Genomic DNA, 17332 nt, shown 5'->3' with positions numbered 1-17332 from the left:
GACTGGAGACAGCTATGACCGATAGCACCTACGTCCGGTTCTTCGACGAGTTCGGCATGGCCGATGTCGCTGTAGTCGGCGGCAAGAACGCCTCCCTCGGAGAGATGTACCGCTCGCTGTCTGCGGCGGGTGTACGGGTGCCCGATGGGTTCGCGATCACCGCGGACGCCTATCGGGACATGTTGACGCGGGCCGACGCATGGGAGCGGCTTGCCGAAACCCTGGACGGTCTGGACCCCGGCGATGTGGCCGACCTGGCCCGGCGCGGCAAGCAGGCGCGCGAAATCGTCTACGGCGCCGGTCTTCCCGATGCGGTGCAGGCCGCGGTGCTGGCCGGTTACCGGCGCTTGCGCGACGAATACGGGACCGACATCAGCTTGGCCGTCCGCAGTTCGGCCACCGCGGAGGATTTGCCGACGGCCAGTTTCGCCGGACAGCAGGAGACTTTCCTCAACGTGCGCGGCGAGCAGGATCTGCTCGATGCGATCCGACGCTGCTTCGCCAGCCTGTTCACTGACCGATCGATCCACTACCGGATCGACCAAGGCTTCGACCATCTGAAGGTCGCGCTCTCTGTCGGCGTGATGAAGATGGTGCGGTCGGATCTGGCATCGTCCGGAGTGATCTTCACACTCGACACCGAATCCGGATTCCGGGACGTCGTCTTCGTCACCGGCGCTTACGGTTTGGGTGAGAATGTCGTGCAAGGGACGGTGGACCCGGACGAATTCTTTGTGCACAAGCCGACATTCGTCGCCGGGCACCGTACGGTATTGCGTCGCCGGCTCGGCGACAAAGCGGTGAAGATGGTGTACACCGAGGACCAGACCGGTCGGAGCACCCACAACATCCCCACACCGCGAGCCGATCAGCGCCGATTCTGCCTGTCCGATGAGGAGGTGTTGGGCCTCGCGGACTCGGCTCTGGCGATCGAACGGCACTACGGGCGGCCCATGGATATCGAATGGGCCAAGGACGGTACCGACGGCTTGCTCTACATCGTGCAGGCCCGGCCCGAAACCGTCGCTTCGCAGCGTTCGGCGGCCACGCTGGACACCTATCGTCTCGATGGTCACGGCGAGGTGCTGGTCACCGGTCGCTCGGTCGGCGAACGCATCGCGACGGGCACTGCCCGCCGGATCTCGAATGTCGAGCAACTGGGCGAATTCCGCCCGGGTGAGGTGCTGGTGGCCGAAACCACCACACCCGACTGGGAGCCGGTGATGAAGACCGCCGCGGCGATCGTCACCGACCGCGGTGGACGCACCTGTCATGCCGCGATCGTCGCGCGGGAGATGGGGATCCCCGCCGTCGTCGGCACGGTGGACGCGCGCACCGTGATCGCCGACGGCGAGACGGTCACCGTGTCGTGTGCGGAGGGCGATGTCGGACGCGTCTACCGCGGCGCGCTCGACTTCCACGTGGACCGGCTCGCCGTGACGGAGATGCCGCGCCCGGCCACCCGGGTCATGGTCAATCTGGGCGATCCTGACCGTGCTTTCGCGACCGCCATGTTGCCCAGCGACGGTGTCGGCCTTGCCCGGATGGAGTTCGTCATCACCGAATCGATCAAGGCCCACCCTCTGGCCTTGATCCACCCGGACCGGGTGGGCGATCCGGCCATACGGACCGAGTTGGAGCGGTTGACCGAAGGCTATTCCGACGGCTCGAGCTTCTTCGTGCAGCGGCTCTCGGAGGAGATCGGCACCATCGCCGCGGCCTTCTGGCCGAAACCCGTCGTGGTGCGCATGTCGGATTTCAAGACCAACGAATACGCCGGACTGTTGGGCGGACGGGATTTCGAACCGGCCGAGGACAATCCGATGCTCGGCTTCCGTGGTGCGTCCCGCTACGCCCACCCCGCCTACACCGAGGGCTTCGCGCTCGAGTGCGCCGCCATCAGGCGGGTGCGGGAGGAAATGGGTCTGACCAACGTCATCGTCATGATCCCTTTCGTGCGCCGGGTGGTCGAGGCCGAACAGGTGCTGGCGCGAATGGCCGAACTCGGACTTGTGCGCGGCGAGAACGATTTACAGGTCTACGCCATGTGCGAGATCCCCAACAACGTCATCCTGATCGACCAGTTCGCCCGACATTTCGACGGCTTCTCCATCGGAACCAACGACCTGACCCAGCTCACTCTCGGCGTGGACCGGGACAGCGAGATCGTCGCCTTCGACTACGACGAACGCGATCCGGGAGTCAAGGAGATGATCCGGCTGGCGGTCGAAGGCTGCCGCCGCAACAGCATTCATTCCGGCCTCTGCGGCCAGGCCCCCTCGGACTACCCCGACATGGCCGAATTCCTGGTCGAACTCGGCATCGACTCGATCAGCCTCAACCCCGACACCCTGATCGCGACCACCCGCACCATCCTCGACGCCGAGCAGCGCCTCGGCCGCTCACACCGCTGAGCGTCGCGTCCTATCGAATGCCTGCGCCGCGGAACGGCGAAACGCCATGAGCATGCTTGCCCGAGCCCCGACCGGACGACCTGACGCGCGACGGTGTGACACGGCCGTTTCCATCGAAGTCGACCTCGCGAGTCAGCTGTCCGCACGCGGGAAACCCTGTGTCGGTATGGGTTTCGGTGAGCCGCCCGGAACCCTCAGGGTCGCGGGTAGGGGTCCATGTTGCGTAGCCGTTGCCGGTGGATTCGTTGCAGTTCGCCTACCCGGGTGAGAAAGGCCGCGATCGTTTCGAGTTCGGCGGGATCGAACCAGGTCAGCATCATCTTGTAGCCCTCGTCGACCAATGGTGAGATCAGTTCCTGTACGCGGCGGGCGGCGAGATCCGTGGCCACCACGATCACGCGGCGACGATCGGTGGGGTGCAGCGAGCGGGCGATATAGCCCTGCTTCTCCAACCGGTTGAGCATGACCGTGGCGCCCGCGGCGGTGAGGCCCAGCCGTTCGGCCAGCATTCCAGGCGTCGTGGACTTCTCGTCCCCGAGAAGGACGATTTCCAGCGCACGTCGATCGGTCTCGTTCACGCCCAGCAATCTGATCGATTCGCGGGCCAGATCCTCGACGGTTCCGTGATAGAACTCCAGGGCCTTTCTGAGCTTTACTGCGATCCGAGCGGGTTCGGTTGACATCGGACGCACAGGCTCCCACCCTCGAACGCTTGAAACATGAAACCTCTCAACGGAATTCACCGACCATGGCTCGACCGATCGTCGAACAGCATGATTTCGCGCATGAACCGACGAGTTCGATGGACTCAATGAATACCGCGGGCCGCGGTGGCGCGGCGCGGGTCGAGGGCGGTGGGGGACTCGCGATTGTGCTTCATTGCTTCCCCTTCGCGCAGTGTGGATTCCGCGAGGCGCTCGATGCGGGCATCCCCAAACTCCTATCAAACGATAGGTCAACAGTCCATACCGCGGCTGACGATCATCTCGAGAGCGGCACCGCCCCTGGCCGCCGAAGCGGCTGCGGGCAGTGCCGGACATGCACTGTACGACGCGGTAGTCGATACGATAGTCTGCATTGCATAGCCGGTCAGAGTGGCTTTCACAGCACGAAAGCCGAAGCGGCCGAACACTATCCGGGACGGCGATTGTCCGATCGCGGAACCTGGGCTGGGCTGTTGGTACCAGCCCAGTCCAGGCATACTCACCACATTTCGCCAGCGCGGATACTGACCGTCACGCTGTTCCGTCCGCCCTCGGACTCAGCTCACAGCTGTGGTGGTGAGGGTCGGAGATGGATTCGGATAACACGCGGTCGCGACACCGCCGACCCATTGCACGTTGGTTGTCATGGTCATACCGGGATTGGCATAGCTGGTCCCCGCATACTTGCTGGTGATCGGCGTTCCGGAGGTTCCGGCCGTGACATTGATGGTCACGGCCGGCGGGGTGAAGCTCGAGCCGCCGGCGATCGGACCCGGCACGGTGAGAACGACATTCCCGCCCGAGGTGGTGACGGTGCCGGCCACGGTGCCACCGGAAGCGGTAGCCGAGACGAGCGTCGAATTCGCCGGAGTCGGGAAGATCATCTTCAGGTTGCTGATGCTCGTGACGGTGAAGCCCGAGGCCGAGCTGGGAACCGTGGAAACACCGGGGGTGAGGGTGATGGCCACCGCGGAGCCGGATGCCGCCGAACTCGGCGCGGTGCCGTCGACCGATGTGGTCATACTCGAGGTTTGGCCTATGCCGAAGATCGTGCCCTGGCAACTCCAGTTCACACTGACAGCGGTGGCATTTGCGGGTGCAGCTAAACAGAAGACAGTGGCCAGCGCCATCGGAGTAACAACTCCGGCACGAAGCAGCATGGCTGCGGTCGATCTCATAACTATCTCCAAAATGTGAAGCAACGGTACGACCCGGATGTCGCGCCGTAACCGTAGGGGATCTAAAATATAACCTGTTCTCATCTGACTGTGATCGAAATCCGAAATAACGTTTTGGCATCGATGGCCACGTCGGAGAGCGTTCCGGTAGATCCTTATCCGCTATTAAATATTTAGCTTGGAAAGTTAATTCCGCTAAGGCTTTGACATGAATCGATCGGATCTTTGTCATCGATCGGCGTTGCGATCACAGGAAGGATTCGCGGCCAGTTCGATCAGATGTGCTCCCTGACCAGGCATTACAGCCAGCGCTAACCATCGGTTGGTCTGTGCGTGGTTGGCGTGTCTCAGGATACTCCTGTGGAAGAATCGGGTTTCCAATAATTGTGTCCATCGCTGAGATTGGGTGGTCGGTGGCCCTCTCCTGGATCGATATTTTTCTTATCCAGAGCGTATTATGAGCGTGTAAAGGTGTTTTGCCATGGGTTCGCTCGGTGGCGGAACACTGCTTCGAGCCCTGGTGCCTCTATTGGATTCCGCAGTTGCCAGTGACGGCCTGTGGGCGACCTTCCTCGGCTCACTCGGCAACCTCATGAAGTAACCGCGCCCAGCGAACCATCTCTTTTTCGGGCCTTTCCATACCCGCGCCCAGCCTGCCCGTCGTAACAGCCATACGGGCGAGGGCTGAATTAGGTTCGCGTGGCTGATCTCGTTCCCAATCGGCGAATTGCGCACACCGGCATCCCTCACCCCCGAGCCTATCGCCGCCGATATGGCCGTCTTTATGCTCGTTGCCGGATCGGCCGCACCCGAACGCATCCCGCGATCGCAGCCACCGGGCAATGACCCCGATGCTCTCTACCACGATGCCCTCGGCGTCTTGCACGATGGACGAAACCTTCTGTCCGCGAAGCACTGCCACCCTGCGGGCGCGGGCAATCCGAAGGCGGCCAGTGGGGTCGGCCCTACTGCGCACAACCTTGCGACACAGCACATTTCGCGTGCGTTACCGGCCGGCGCTCGCGCAACTCACACGGGCACTACGGGGACGTATAGATGTCGCGGAACGCTTCGCGCATACCACCGCGTCCGGTTATCCCCGGTCCTCTATCCCTGCGACCATTTCGGCCATGCGTTAGTAGTGCCAGTGCACCAGGCCGCCGGACTCCACCGTCTCCAGCGCGATACGCGCGGCTTCCTCGGGCATGTCGGCAGCGACCAACGCCCGCAGGTTCAGGCTGGTCATGACGATCCGGCGCGGCTGAACAGTGCCGACACCATGCGGGCCGTCCGCCGCAGAGCGCCGTAGGGTGCCCTGTCGGTCGAGCAGCGCGATCGCATCGGTGCTCTATGATCCCGACGGGCGCCGTGGTTGAGCGTGGCCGATTCATGCACGCCCTCGGTCTTGCCGAACACCGCCTGGTCGGTATAGGCCCGTCATGCCTCGGCTGTCACACGTGGTCGACCAGGCCCCTGGCGCCCTCGGACAAGGCACAGTGCGCGCAGCAGAAGAAACGCCTGTCCGCCTCCACGCCATGTCCGATGATTCGGCACCCGCAGTGTTCGCAGGTGGGCGCCATCTTCTGAATGGCACATTCGAAGCAGTCGAACACGTGCCGAGCACCCTGCGCCTCGATCGTGAAGGCCAACGCGTACTCGTTGCCGCAAACCTCACAATGGCTCATTCCTCCAACGATAGCTTCCGGCTACCAAAATCGCGGCCGAAATCAACGACGACTCCCACTCAGGTCACCGCCATGCGGGTCGGGCGCGGTCCGTTCGTTACCCGGATCCGATGTGCCAGCCGAGTACGGCTCCTGGCCGGTGGCAGCGTTGCAGGTCTGTTGACGACCTTGCCGTAGTCGGTGATGGCTGGTCGGAGTGGGAGGTCCGCCGGGCCGGCTACCCCAGACCAGCCTCATCCCACAGGTATTCGGCAACCGTGGCTACGAGTTGGGGTTCTGGTCGCTGATTGAAGCATTGATTGAACTAATGATTGAATTGCTGATTGAGGGGTGGTTGAATGCCTTCATGCCAGAGAGAGTTGCGGCGGATACCCGGGCTCGACTGCTGGCCGCGGCCGAAAGGCTGTTGTTGACCGAGCGATACGACGAGATGTCCGTGCGCCCGATCCGCGCCGCAGCCGGGAGGAATCCAGCCGCGGTGCACTATCACTTCGGATCCGAGGACGCTGTGGTCGCCGCACTGCGCGAAGAACCCCCGTCGCTGTGGGAGCAACGGCTGTCCGTTGTCGCGGATGCGGGCTGTTCGGTGGGCGAGACGGTCGCCGCCGTGCTGGCACCGTTCGTGTGGCTGGCCGATGATCCGGTGGGCCGCTCGAATTTAGGGTTGCCGGCGCGGTTCGTGCTCGGTTGGCGCCTGTGGTACGGAGCCACCGCCGTGGCGCCGGATGACGTCCTGGTGCGGAAGTCGATCAGCTCATCGGTCGCCAGTGCGTCGGGGGTGCGGCCCTCGAACGTGGCAGCCTTGATCACCCTGTTACGCAATGTCAAAGGCCCGAGCTCGACCGGTGCGAAGACCTCCGGAACTTCCGTACCTGTCATTTCTTCCACGGTGATGCACCACGGCGTTCGTTCGCGAAAGTACTTCCGGTCCCGGCTCGTTGGGGATTCCGGGTGATCGGTCACGCGTTCCTGAGGGAGTATCCGTACCGCGAGGCGTACCTGCTCGAGCGCGCCCGCCATTTCCGTCGCGAGCTGTGGATGCCGTTGATCCTCTTGGGCGGCATCACGAACCTGGACACCATGCGGCTGGCCATGATCGAGGGATTCGACCTCGTCGCCATGGGCCGCGCACTGCTGCGCGAGCCGAATCTGTTGCAGCGCATCCGATCCGAGGAATTCACCCGATCCGGGTGTATTCACTGCAACGAATGCATGCCACCATCTACACCGGCACCAGATGCGTCTATCGGCTCGGCAACCTTACCGCCGCCGAATCACTGCCGATCACTATTAGTGAATCGGAGATATGAGCATGAGCGAGCGTGCAAGCGGCAAGGTCGTGCTCATCAGCGGCGGCGCAGGGGAATGGGTGCGGTGCATGCCCGCGCCTTGGTGGAGAACGGTGCGCGCGTCGTGAAAGTAAAGTGCCCGCGGCGGATCGGAGATCGCCCGGGGGCTGGTTTCTCTCGGAACTGCCCGGTACGAATGGCCGGACAGATGCACATCGATGCTGGCAACAGCGGAAAACAGGTGATTCAGTGGGCGTATACGCGGTGACGGGATCGGCCTCAGGAATGGGGCGGGCTGTTGCGGAGAAACTGCGAGAGCGTGGACACACGGTCCTCGGAGTCGACCTGCGGGATGCGGATATCGTAGCCGACCTGTCGACCCCGGCCGGTCGGCGCGCCGCCGTGGACGGCGTGCTCGCCGCGGCGGATGGCCATCTCGATGGCGCCGTACTCGCTGCGGGTGTGGGTCCGACTCCCGGGGCTGAACGCGCTCGACTGATCTATGAGGTGAACTTCCGCGGGGTCGTCGAACTTCTCGAGGGCTGGCGATCGGCCCTGGCTGCCGCATCCGAGCCGAAAGTCGTTGTGTTCGGGAGCAATTCGACGACAACCACGCCCGCGGTCCCGCGTCGAGCGATTCGCGGGCTGCTGACCGGCGACACGGACAAGGCGCTGCGGGCGGTCCGGATCTTCGGCCGGCATGCCCCGTCGATCGCCTATGCGGCATCGAAGATCGCGGTGAGTCACTGGGTGCGCCGCCAGGCGGTGACCGAGCGGTGGGCGGGACAGGGCATCCGACTCAATGTCCTGGCTCCCGGTGCCGTGCTGACCCCACTGCTGGAAAAACAACTCGCCACCCCGGAGGAGGCGGCGCTGATCCGTAGTTTCCCGGTGCCGATCGGTGGTTTCGGCGATGCCGGTGATCTCGCGGAGTGGGCGGTGTTCATGATGTCACCGGCCGCGCGGTTCCTGTGCGGCAGTGTGGTATTCGTCGATGGCGGCAGTGACGCGTACTTCCGGGCAGAGGACTGGCCTCGCTCGGTTCCGCTGCGGCGACTTCCCGGATATCTGTGGCGCTTCCGCCGTTTCGGCAAACGGTGACCGGTTGTGTCCCGCCCGTCGCGCGGGACACAGCTTATTGTCGCCGACATTATGAGGCCGAACCGATTTCGGGCAGCAGCACCTGCGTGCACCATTCGAATTCGGCCTCGCCGAGGGTGCCGAGTCCTATAGCCCGCCGACACCACGCTGGGACCAGCTGGGCGAACTCGGCCGGATTATAGACGTCCTGTTCCTTGGAGAATCTCCCGCCGCCCGCATAGGTGAGGATGCTGATGTTGTCGGCATCCAGAGTCGCCCCAGATGTCATGAGGACACTGGTGGAAGTTGAGGGCCGGGCACAGGCGGGCGGATGCGCAACCGGTTCTCGAACTCAGTGAACGGGTGGCGCCGCATGCACTGCCGGCGCATTCGGTGCATACGTGCCGCGAGGCGTTGAAGGATCTGGAGGTAACCGGACGGCCGAACCAGCACGGCGCACCGATCCCGGCACGCAACGGGTCGCCGCGCAATCCCAACAACTTCGGGCGCAGCTGGCGCGCCGCGCGCGGGAAGAACTGCTCCGCCCGTACACCGGCGCGGAGCCGGCACGGCAGTCGACAACGCCTATGGCGACCCCGAGCGCGCGGCCGACAACTCGGCAACACTGAGACTGCGGCGAAAGCCCGCTACATCGATATCCCCGAGACAGCGCCGGACAATGAGAGGTCCTCGAGCGGTGGGCGCGGGAAGAACCGCCGAAAACGTGAGATTTCCGCGAGATCGGGCCGAATCTCGGAACGATGCATGGCAAAGAAAAACCCCTTCCAACCATGGTCGGAAGGGGTTTTTCTTGGTCGGGCTGACAGGATTTGAACCTGCGACCACTTGACCCCCAGTCAAGTGCGCTACCAAGCTGCGCCACAGCCCGTTGCATTCGCTCTCGCTTGTGCTCGATGAGATTACCTCAGGACCCCCCTCTACATACAAATCGGCTGGTTATCGCCGTGTGGCGGGCTGGAACGGACGTTGGGGGAGGAGGTTCAGGGTTGTTCTGGCGCAGGGGAATCCGTGGGGGTGCGGCGGTAGGGGACCGCTGCGTCGGGGGCGAGGGGGAGGGGGTCGGAGGAGTCTCGGCAGCGGAGGGCTTCGGTGGCTTCGGGTTCGTTGTTGGCGGTGAGACGGTGGACGGTTCGTTCGAGAATGGGGAGGACTTGGGAGACCTGGAGGGTGCCGTCGGCGCATTGGCCCAGGAGGGAGAAGGTCATGTTGGAGAGGATGACGGCTATGTCTTCGAGGTAGCGGGGGGTGGCGCCGGCGAGGACGGCGGAAACGACGGGGATGACGGCGTCGAGGCCGTGGTTGTCGAGGCGTTGGGAGGCCGGTCCGGTGCGGGCTCGGTGGTAGGCCTCGAGCATGATCGGGTGGCGTTCCCAGGGGTCGAAGACGTGGCGGATGACGCGGATGAGGCCGTCGTGGATGGATTCGCCGGGGGGCGGGGGCTTCATCGGGATGTAGGTGTTGTCTTCCATCCAGGCTTCGATGGCGGAGACGAGCAGGTCGTCGCGGGTGGGGAAGAGCTTGTAGATGGTGGTCAGTGAGACGTGGGCGCGGCGGGCGACTTCCCGCAGTTGGACAGCGTCGTAGCCGTCGGATTCGAGTAGGGCGCGCACCTCGAGCAGGATTCGCGCTCGCAAGGCCTCTTCCGTCTCCCGTGCCATGCCGTTAGAGTAACGCCGTTACTGAAGTAACTGGGTTACTCGTCGTGCGCGACCGAAGTTCGGAGATCGAGAACTAGATGCCTCGTCAGCAATATTCGTCGGTGTCGGCTGCCCATCGGCGGATCACCCTGGTCGGAGTCGCGCTCGGCGCCGTGGCGGTCGCGCTGGCCGCCACCTGTACCGCGGTCACGCCCGCCGCGGCCGAGCCGGTGAACGGCTTCTATTATCCGCCACAGCAATTCGATGCGACACCGGGCGCGGTCATCAAAACCGAGGACATGTCGGTGTATCCGGCGGCGCCCGGTTCCGATGGGACCTGGCCGCTGCCGGCACAGCGCGTCATGTACACCTCGCGGACCCAGGACGACGCTCCCGCGGCTGTGACCGGCACTTTCATCGACTCCAGTCAGCCGTGGCGGGGGTCGGGGCCGCGTCCGACGGTGCTCATCGCGCCGGGGACGGTGGGGCAGGGCGATCAGTGCGCGCTGTCGCTGGCGTTTCCGGCGGGCATCTACGCGAGCCTGACTCCGCCGACCTTTTCGGCCAATCAGGAGGCGCTGGCCGCTTTCGCCTGGAACGCGCTCGGTGCCCGGGTTTTCGTCACCGACTACATCGGTATGGGCACGCCCGGGATTCACACCTACGCGAATCGGATCGAGGAGGCGCACGCCGTGCTCGACGCCGCCCGCGCCGCGAACCGATTGTCGGGTAGCGGGACGGATACCCCGTTAGCGTTCTGGGGCTACTCGCAGGGCGGCGGCGCGAGCGCGGCCGCCGCGGAAATGCAGCCGAGCTATGCGCCGGAACTGAATCTGAAGGGCACCTGGGCGGGTGCGCCGACCGCGGATCTGTCGGCCATTCTGGATCGGATCGAGGGTAGCCTGATCGGTGGCGCGGTCGGGTTCGCGCTCAATGGCTTCTTGGACCGTTATCCGAATCTGCGGCCCGACTTCGAGAAGCGGGTGAACGCATCCGGGCAGGGGTTGCTGAACGAACTCTCCAACGAGTGCATCGGTGATGTGATCGCCCTGCATCCGTTCCTGCGCACCAATGAATTCACCGTGGATCACCGGCCGCTGGTCGACCACATGCGTGAAATTCCCGGAGTCCAGGACATTGTGCGTCAGCAGCGGATCGGAACGCTGACGCCGGGCAGTCCGGTGCTGATCACCAGCGGCATCAATGACGACACCGTTCCGTACGGCCAGGCACGGCAACTGGCGACGGACTGGTGCGCCTCCGGCGCCGCTGTCACCTTCCGCACCAATGAGTTGCCGCCGATTCTGTCGGGCGCCACCATCCCCAATCACTTCGGGCCGGAATTGCTCGACGGTTTCGGCACGAACAATGCGATCGGCTATCTGATGGATCGGCTGGCCGGCAAGCCGGTTTCGGGATGTGCCTTCGACTGAGTCGAAGCCGCCATTCGCTTTTCGTCCAATGCTCCACACTCTTTCGAGGTGCTCCCATGTCAGAAATCACCCGTCGCTCCCTGCTGTCCGGAGCCGCCGCCACCGCCGCCCTCCTGGCGACCGCACCCGTCGCCCGCGCAGGATCCGGAATCGCCGCCCGGGTCAAGAGAGTTCAGCTCACCCGTGAAGACCACCGGGTCATTGTCATCGGCTCGGGTTTCGGCGGCGGCGTCGCCGCCCTGCGCCTGGCCGAAGCGGGCGTCCCCGTGCTGCTGCTCGAGCGCGGCATGCGCTGGCCTACGGGCCCGAACGCCCAGACCTTTCCGCACGCCACCGCACCGGACAAGCGCATCCTGTGGCATCGCTCCAGCCCCGAATTGTTCGGTAGGCCGGTGGCTTTCGAGAAGTACACCGGCCTGGTCGAGGCGGTGCCGGGCGAGAACATGACCGCGCTGTGCGCGGCCGGTCTCGGGGGTGGATCGCTTGTCTATCAGGGTATGTCGCTCCAGCCCACCGAGGCTGTCTTCAACACCCATTTCCCCGACGGACTCGACTGGTCCGCGCTGAATTCCGTCTACTACCCGCGCGTCGCCCGCATGCTCGGCCTGGCCGTGGCCCCGGACGAACTGATCAACACCCCGAACTACACGGCCGCAAGGATTTTCGCCGACCACGTCCGCAAGGCGGGCCTGCCGTTGTCGAAGATCCCCATGCCGATCGACTGGAACTTCGCGCTCGCCGAACTTCGTGGTGACATGGCCTCCTCCTACACCAATGGTGACGGCGCCATGGGCGTCAACAATGGCGGCAAGCACACCATCGACGTCACCTATATCGCCGCCGCCGAGGCCACCGGCCGCGTCACGGTGGAGACCCTGCACGAGGTCACCGATATCGAGCGGGCCGCCGACGGTCGTTGGGTGGTGCGGGTGAACCGCACCGATACCGCGGGCACGGTGCTGGAGAACAAGATCCTTACCACCAATGCCTTGGTCCTGGCTGCGGGCAGCCTCAATACCAGCCGTCTGCTGGTGCGCGCGGCCGCCAAGGGCCAGATCCCCGATCTGCCCGATGATCTCGGTCGCGGCTGGGGCACCAATGCCGACCGCATCTACGTTTGGTCCGCCCCCGCCGAGGAATTCGGCGTCGCGCAGGGTGGTCCGGTGGTCTACGGCAGCCTGAACTGGGATGACCCGGATGGCGCGCACACCGTGATCCAGGCGTCGATTCCGCCGCTCTCGATGGACGCGCACAGCACCATGCTGGTCGGCTACGGCGTGAGTAACGGCTGCGGCGAGTTCCGCTACGACGCGGCGACCGATGCCGCGAAGCTGTACTGGCCCGCCGACGGCGATTCGTTCATCCAGGACAACCACATCGGCCCCGCGGTGCAGCGCATCGCCGGACCGTCGAGCGTCCTGTTCGACACCAATCTCGCCTTCCCCTCCACCTGGCATCCGCTCGGCGGCGCGAGCATGGGCACGGTGTGCGACCTGGACGGCCGTGTCCTGGGGCAGCCCGGCCTCTATGTCGTCGACGGCGCGCTCATGCCCGGCAACACCGCGGCCTGCAACCCGTCGATGACCATCGCGGCCCTCGCCGAACGCGCCCTGGACCGCCTGGTGGCGACCGATGTGGGGGAACAGATTTGACGTCGGAGGAGCTCACCGGCGGGCCCGCACATGCCGCCGGTGAACGCCGTTCGCCCGACGGCTCCGCCGGTAGTCCCGATGTGGCACACGGGGGATGGTGTCGAATTTCGAACGGGCTCCGGGTGACGTTCGAAACCGCTGCCGACATGGTGCTTTTCGATGGCCACCGTCGGCAGAGCGGACAGGCGCACAGCTCTCACAGCTGACCCGCAGCTTCGGTACAGCGTCGGCCCAGCGATCTCCCCGACGCTGTAACGATGTCCGTTCTGACCTCGGGAGAACGCCCCGAGCCCATGATCCACACACTGCGAGGTGCGGGCTATGTCCTCGAACCCGCCCGCTGACCCCGCACCCCGCCGCCGCTGGTCGCTGCGGACGCGGCTGCTGATCGGGCAGGTGGTGCTGCTGGTGGTGGTGGTCGCGGGCATCGGCATCGCGACCGAGCTTGCGCTGCAACAGTTCCTGGTGCACCAGATGGATGTCGGATTGAGCGAGGCGGCCAAGCGGGCCCTCGTCGACTCGGGCGGCGGTCCCAGCCTCGGCCCGCCCCCGGAGCAGCACACTGCCCCCGGACCACCGCCGTCCACCGAGGCGCAGACGGGTCCGGGACCGGATTTCCTGAATCGCCGCAGTATTCAACCGGATACGATCGGCGCGCTCGTCGACAGCGACAAGTCGGTGCGTGCGGGGCGCGTCGGCACCGACGGTGTGCAATCCGCGCTGTCGGCGGCGGCGCACGAACAGCTCGCCGCCGTCACGCCCGGTAAGCCTGTGTCACTGGATATCCCGGGCCAGGGCCACTATCGCGTGGTCGCCGCCACCACGTGGTCGGGCAAGACCGTGATCACCGGGCTGCCGCTGAAGTCGGTCGACGCCACCCTCATGCGGGTGTTCCTCATCCTGCTCATCGTCACCGCCGTCGTGCTGGTGGTCGCCATCTCGGTGGGCATCTGGCTGATCCGGCGCGCCCTGACCCCGCTGGACCGGGTCGCCGCCACCGCAGCACGGGTCGCCGACCTGCGGCTGGATCGCGGGGAAGTGACACTCCCCGTGCGGGTTCCGGTCGCCGACGCCGACGCCCGCACCGAGGTCGGGCAGCTCGGCGTCGCCATCAACCGCATGCTCGATCACATCGCGGGCGCGCTGGAAGCCCGGCACGCCAGCGAGACTCGGATCCGGCGCTTCCTGGCCGACGCCAGCCACGAGCTGCGCACCCCGTTGTCCTCCATCCGCGGCTACGCCGAACTGGCGCTGCGGGAACGGGATGCGCTGCCTCCGGTGGTCGCCCACGCCATGAGCCGCGTCGATTCGGAGTCTCGGCGCATGACCACGCTGGTGGAGGACATGCTGTTGCTGGCCCGTCTGGATGCCGGGCGCGGGCTCGAGCACACCCCCGTGGATCTGACCCGGCTCACCGTCGACGCGGTCAGCGACGCCCATATCGCCGGGCCGGACCTGCAGTGGGCATTGGAATTACCGCCGGAACCGATCGTGGTCACCGGCGACTCGGCGCGCCTGCACCAGGTGCTGGCCAACCTGCTGGCCAATGCGCGCGTGCACACCGGGCCCGGCACCAGAGTCACGACTGCCCTGGCCGAGGACGGCCGGGGCGGGGCGATCTGGCGAGTCACCGATGACGGGCCGGGCATTCCCGACGAACTGCAGCCGGAGGTCTTCGAACGCTTCGCGCGCGGTGATTCGTCGCGTTCGCGACGCGCCGGCAGCACCGGGCTCGGCCTTGCCATCGTGGCGGCGGTGGTGAAGGCCCACGGCGGGGCGATCGCCGTGGAAAGCACGCCCGGACGCACCGAATTCACGGTGTGTCTGCCGGGCGCGCTCACCGTCGCGGGCTGACCGCGCCGCTCGCGGCCCGAGCAGCCCGCGGAGCCGGTCGGCTACCGGGGCCGCGGCTGCTCCGGGCCCCGATCCGGTCGTGGCGATCCTGGTCACCGCCGTGATCGTGGTTCCAGTCCGGATCGGCGATCTGGCTGACCACCGGGATCCCGGCCTCGGCGGTGGCCGCCGAGGCCGGGATGGCGAGCGCCGCCAGCGCCACGCGGCCAGCGCACCGCACGGCGGTGCGCGCGGTCAGCCGACGCAGGCGGGAGGTAGTCGCAGACGAGGAAGTCAACGCGCAGAGCCCTTCTCGAACGGACGGCCTGCCGATCGGCCGGGCGTGACTCTCATCGGAGGGCCCGCGAATCGGCGGGCCATGGGTCCGGACCGTGCGCCCGCTGAGGATCCTGGGCCCGGCCGTCACCGCAGTAGGCTGGGCGGTGTGGGACGACCGGACGTAGGACACACCGCACCCGCCGCCCAGAGTGGCGCACCCATGCAGTTCGTCGCGGAGCTGCGGGATATCGCCGCACCCGACCCGGAATCACGCCGCCTGACCGATCCCGTGCGCGCCGCCGAGTTGATCGCGGCCGAGACCCGGGATCGCCTGCGCGCGGTCTTCGAGGCCTTGCCCGGCGACCCGGTCCTGCTGCTGTCCGGTGGCGTCGACTCGATTCTCCTGGCCGCGGCTTCGGTCGCTCTGGGGCGCCGCCCGCACGCCCTCACCGTGCTGACCGCCGACGGCACCGACCGCGCCAATGCCGTGGCCGCCGCGACGGCACTCGGCCTGACCCACGACATCGTCGAGCTGGATCGCGCCACCGTGCTGAACCTCGCGCGGGTGGCCCTGGAGGCCCTGAAAATCCCCGAACTGTGGGAGGTTTCGTACGCCATCCCGATGCTGGCCATGCAGCCTGTGCTCGACCGCCTCGAGACCGCCGGCCCGATTCTCACCGGCAGTGGCGCCGACGCGATCTTCGCGGGCGGCAAAACCCTTGCGCACCCGATCGATTCGCCCGAGGCGGCCGCCGAACTCGACCGCATCACCCGCGCGGAATCGGCACGCAATTTCACCACCGACCGCCTCGTACCGGATTTCTATTCCCGGATCCTGGGCGACCGCGCCGACCGCATCGTCCACGTTTTCCAAACCCTTCGCTTCTGGGAACTCGCCGAAACCCTCGCGCCCCCAGCATTGTTCGGTGCCCGCAGCGGTGAGGACGTCGACAAGCTCTGTGTCCGTACGGCTTGCGAAAATCTGCTGCCCGACTCGGCGCGAGAGTTGGCCTGGGCCAGGAAGTCCGCCATCCAACGCTCGGCGGGCATCATGGGCGAGCTCGCCGAGGCCGCCCGCGAGCACGCCGCGTCTCTGCCCGGGGCCCGCACCTATTCCGATCCCGGCATCGAGCCCTTCGAAGCCGTGGCCACCCGCCTGTTCCTGGCCCTGCTGATGCCGTCGTAGCGATCAGGAACCCATGAGCATGTCGCGGTGGGTGTCCACCTGCTCGCGCAGCGCCTCCACGATGGCGGCGACCTCGGGGCGGCGCAGCGTCTCGGGGCGGGCGACGAGCCAATAGGTCAGGCGCACCGAGATTTCCGGCAGCACGCGCGTGAGATCGGCATGGCGGTCGGCCATGAAACAGGGGAGCAGGCCCAGTCCGGCCGAGGCGCGGGTGGCCTCCACGTGCACGAAAACATTGGTGGAGGAAATGGATTCGCGCATGGCGGGCGCGAAGGTGGGAGCCAGGTCGAGGTCGTCGACCTGGAGCATGGAATCGATGAAGTAGACCAGCGGGTGGCGCGACAACTCCTCGACGCTGACCGGGACGGGGTGCCGGGCCAGATAATCCTGCGAGGCGTAGAGCCCGAGCGTGTAGTCGCCCAGTTCGATGGCGCGGGCTCGGCGCAGCTGCGGTTTGCCCACCACCACTTCGATATCGGATCTGGACCGCTGCAGCGATGCCAGCCGGGTGGCGGTCACGATCTCCACCGACAGCTTCGGATGGCGGCGCTGGACCGCGGCAATGGCGGGTGCGGCCACGTAGGCGCTGAACCCGTCGGTGGCCGACATTCGGACCACGCCTTCCAGCGCCGGGGTGTCGGAGGTCAGCGAGCGGACCGCGGATTCGATGGCCTCGGCGGCCGTGAGCGCTTCCCGGCCCAGATCGGTGAGCTCCCATCCGCTCGCGCCGCGAATCAGCACCCGCCCGCCCAGCGCCTGCTCCAGCGCGGCGATGCGCCGGGAGATCGTCGTGTGGTTGATGCCCAATTCCTCTGCCGCGGAGACATAGCGGCCCGTCCGGCCCACCGCGAGCAGCACCAGCAGATCGTCGGGGCTCGGACGGCTTGTGGCGGAGGTCACGCTCATTTCTGCATCATTGCAGATCGGTGCTGCGGATCTGG

General features: G+C 66.0%; 12 protein-coding genes, 1 tRNA gene and 3 pseudogenes. 8 read left to right on the top strand and 8 right to left on the bottom strand.

The annotated features are described in order from the left end of the window. The first annotated feature begins 14 nt into the window (after positions 1–14). Positions 15–2414 carry a phosphoenolpyruvate synthase gene (gene ppsA / locus GLP40_RS24185; protein ID WP_154790265.1) on the top strand — a complete coding sequence of 800 codons (2400 nt, stop codon included), beginning with the start codon at positions 15–17 and terminating at the stop codon, positions 2412–2414. Positions 2415–2608: 194 nt separating this feature from the next. Here ppsA and GLP40_RS24180 read toward each other — a convergent pair whose 3' ends face one another. After that, entirely contained in the window at positions 2609–3097 is a 489-nt protein-coding gene (locus GLP40_RS24180; protein WP_154790264.1) for a MarR family winged helix-turn-helix transcriptional regulator, read from the bottom strand. Between the two features lie 578 nt (positions 3098–3675). Next, on the bottom strand, positions 3676–4296 hold the full coding sequence (locus GLP40_RS34080; protein WP_230329866.1) for a hypothetical protein: 621 nt from the start codon (positions 4294–4296) through the stop codon (positions 3676–3678). Between the two features lie 1992 nt (positions 4297–6288). On the opposite strand from GLP40_RS34080, the pseudogene GLP40_RS34905 reads away from it, so the two are divergent. Next, positions 6289–6444 (top strand): annotated as a pseudogene (locus tag GLP40_RS34905) (hypothetical protein); the annotation flags it as partial. A 283-nt stretch (positions 6445–6727) separates the two neighbouring features. On the opposite strand, the pseudogene GLP40_RS34065 reads toward GLP40_RS34905, so the two are convergent. Further along, positions 6728–6860, bottom strand: a pseudogene (locus tag GLP40_RS34065) (NADH:flavin oxidoreductase); the annotation flags it as partial. Between GLP40_RS34065 and GLP40_RS24165 the strand changes: the two are divergent. Both GLP40_RS24165 and GLP40_RS24160 read left to right on the top strand, forming a co-directional pair. Then, positions 6858–7291, top strand: a pseudogene (locus tag GLP40_RS24165) (hypothetical protein); the annotation flags it as partial. The pseudogenes GLP40_RS34065 and GLP40_RS24165 sit on opposite strands and share 3 nt — an antisense overlap. A 228-nt stretch (positions 7292–7519) precedes the next feature. Then, the gene (locus GLP40_RS24160; protein ID WP_328290587.1) at positions 7520–8371 is read left to right on the top strand and encodes an SDR family oxidoreductase; all 852 of its coding nucleotides are present in this window, start codon (positions 7520–7522) and stop codon (positions 8369–8371) included. Positions 8372–8420: 49 nt separating this feature from the next. On the opposite strand, the gene GLP40_RS24155 is transcribed toward GLP40_RS24160, so the two are convergent. The 3 genes from GLP40_RS24155 to GLP40_RS24145 form a co-directional block, all read right to left on the bottom strand. After that, positions 8421–8639 (bottom strand): hypothetical protein, encoded by a 219-nt coding sequence (locus GLP40_RS24155; RefSeq protein ID WP_154790261.1) that lies wholly within the window; start codon positions 8637–8639, stop codon positions 8421–8423. A 523-nt stretch (positions 8640–9162) separates the two neighbouring features. Then, positions 9163–9239 (bottom strand) — tRNA-Pro (locus GLP40_RS24150). 112 nt (positions 9240–9351) lie between these two features. Then, on the bottom strand, positions 9352–10029 hold the full coding sequence (locus GLP40_RS24145; RefSeq protein ID WP_154790260.1) for a TetR/AcrR family transcriptional regulator: 678 nt from the start codon (positions 10027–10029) through the stop codon (positions 9352–9354). Between the two features lie 77 nt (positions 10030–10106). On the opposite strand from GLP40_RS24145, the gene GLP40_RS24140 reads away from it, so the two are divergent. From GLP40_RS24140 to GLP40_RS24130, 3 genes are all read left to right on the top strand, one after another. Then, on the top strand, positions 10107–11441 hold the full coding sequence (locus GLP40_RS24140) for a lipase family protein (protein ID WP_154790259.1): 1335 nt from the start codon (positions 10107–10109) through the stop codon (positions 11439–11441). A 56-nt stretch (positions 11442–11497) separates the two neighbouring features. After that, positions 11498–13093 (top strand): GMC oxidoreductase, encoded by a 1596-nt coding sequence (locus GLP40_RS24135; protein WP_154790258.1) that lies wholly within the window; start codon positions 11498–11500, stop codon positions 13091–13093. 321 nt (positions 13094–13414) lie between these two features. Continuing rightward, entirely contained in the window at positions 13415–14947 is a 1533-nt protein-coding gene (locus tag GLP40_RS24130; RefSeq protein WP_154790257.1) for a sensor histidine kinase, read from the top strand. Here the strand turns inward: GLP40_RS24130 and GLP40_RS24125 are convergent. Further along, entirely contained in the window at positions 14931–15224 is a 294-nt protein-coding gene (locus GLP40_RS24125; RefSeq protein ID WP_154790256.1) for a hypothetical protein, read from the bottom strand. The two genes, GLP40_RS24130 and GLP40_RS24125, sit on opposite strands and share 17 nt — an antisense overlap. Positions 15225–15371: 147 nt before the next feature. Here GLP40_RS24125 and GLP40_RS24120 point away from each other — a divergent pair, with 147 nt between their 5' ends. Next, entirely contained in the window at positions 15372–16391 is a 1020-nt protein-coding gene (locus tag GLP40_RS24120) for an asparagine synthase-related protein (RefSeq protein WP_196054768.1), read from the top strand. Between the two features lie 3 nt (positions 16392–16394). Here the strand turns inward: GLP40_RS24120 and GLP40_RS24115 are convergent, their stop codons facing one another. Next, positions 16395–17297 carry a LysR family transcriptional regulator gene (locus GLP40_RS24115; protein ID WP_154790254.1) on the bottom strand — a complete coding sequence of 301 codons (903 nt, stop codon included), beginning with the start codon at positions 17295–17297 and terminating at the stop codon, positions 16395–16397. Positions 17298–17332: the final 35 nt, after the last annotated feature.

The organism is Nocardia aurantiaca (genome assembly GCF_009708175.1).
Lineage (GTDB): Bacteria > Actinomycetota > Actinomycetes > Mycobacteriales > Mycobacteriaceae > Nocardia > Nocardia aurantiaca.
Note: the sequence above shows the minus strand (reverse complement) of the source record. Positions and strands in the feature narration are given on the sequence as shown.

Excerpts from the sequence above, each read along its gene's own strand:
- ppsA (WP_154790265.1), top strand. The coding sequence starts at position 15 with ATGACCGATAGCACCTACGTCCGGTTCTTCGACGAGTTCGGCATGGCC.
- GLP40_RS24180 (WP_154790264.1), bottom strand. The coding sequence starts at position 3,097 with ATGTCAACCGAACCCGCTCGGATCGCAGTAAAGCTCAGAAAGGCCCTG.
- GLP40_RS34080 (WP_230329866.1), bottom strand. The coding sequence starts at position 4,296 with ATGAGATCGACCGCAGCCATGCTGCTTCGTGCCGGAGTTGTTACTCCG.
- GLP40_RS24155 (WP_154790261.1), bottom strand. The coding sequence starts at position 8,639 with ATGACATCTGGGGCGACTCTGGATGCCGACAACATCAGCATCCTCACC.
- GLP40_RS24145 (WP_154790260.1), bottom strand. The coding sequence starts at position 10,029 with ATGGCACGGGAGACGGAAGAGGCCTTGCGAGCGCGAATCCTGCTCGAG.
- GLP40_RS24140 (WP_154790259.1), top strand. The coding sequence starts at position 10,107 with ATGCCTCGTCAGCAATATTCGTCGGTGTCGGCTGCCCATCGGCGGATC.
- GLP40_RS24135 (WP_154790258.1), top strand. The coding sequence starts at position 11,498 with ATGTCAGAAATCACCCGTCGCTCCCTGCTGTCCGGAGCCGCCGCCACC.
- GLP40_RS24130 (WP_154790257.1), top strand. The coding sequence starts at position 13,415 with ATGTCCTCGAACCCGCCCGCTGACCCCGCACCCCGCCGCCGCTGGTCG.
- GLP40_RS24115 (WP_154790254.1), bottom strand. The coding sequence starts at position 17,297 with ATGAGCGTGACCTCCGCCACAAGCCGTCCGAGCCCCGACGATCTGCTG.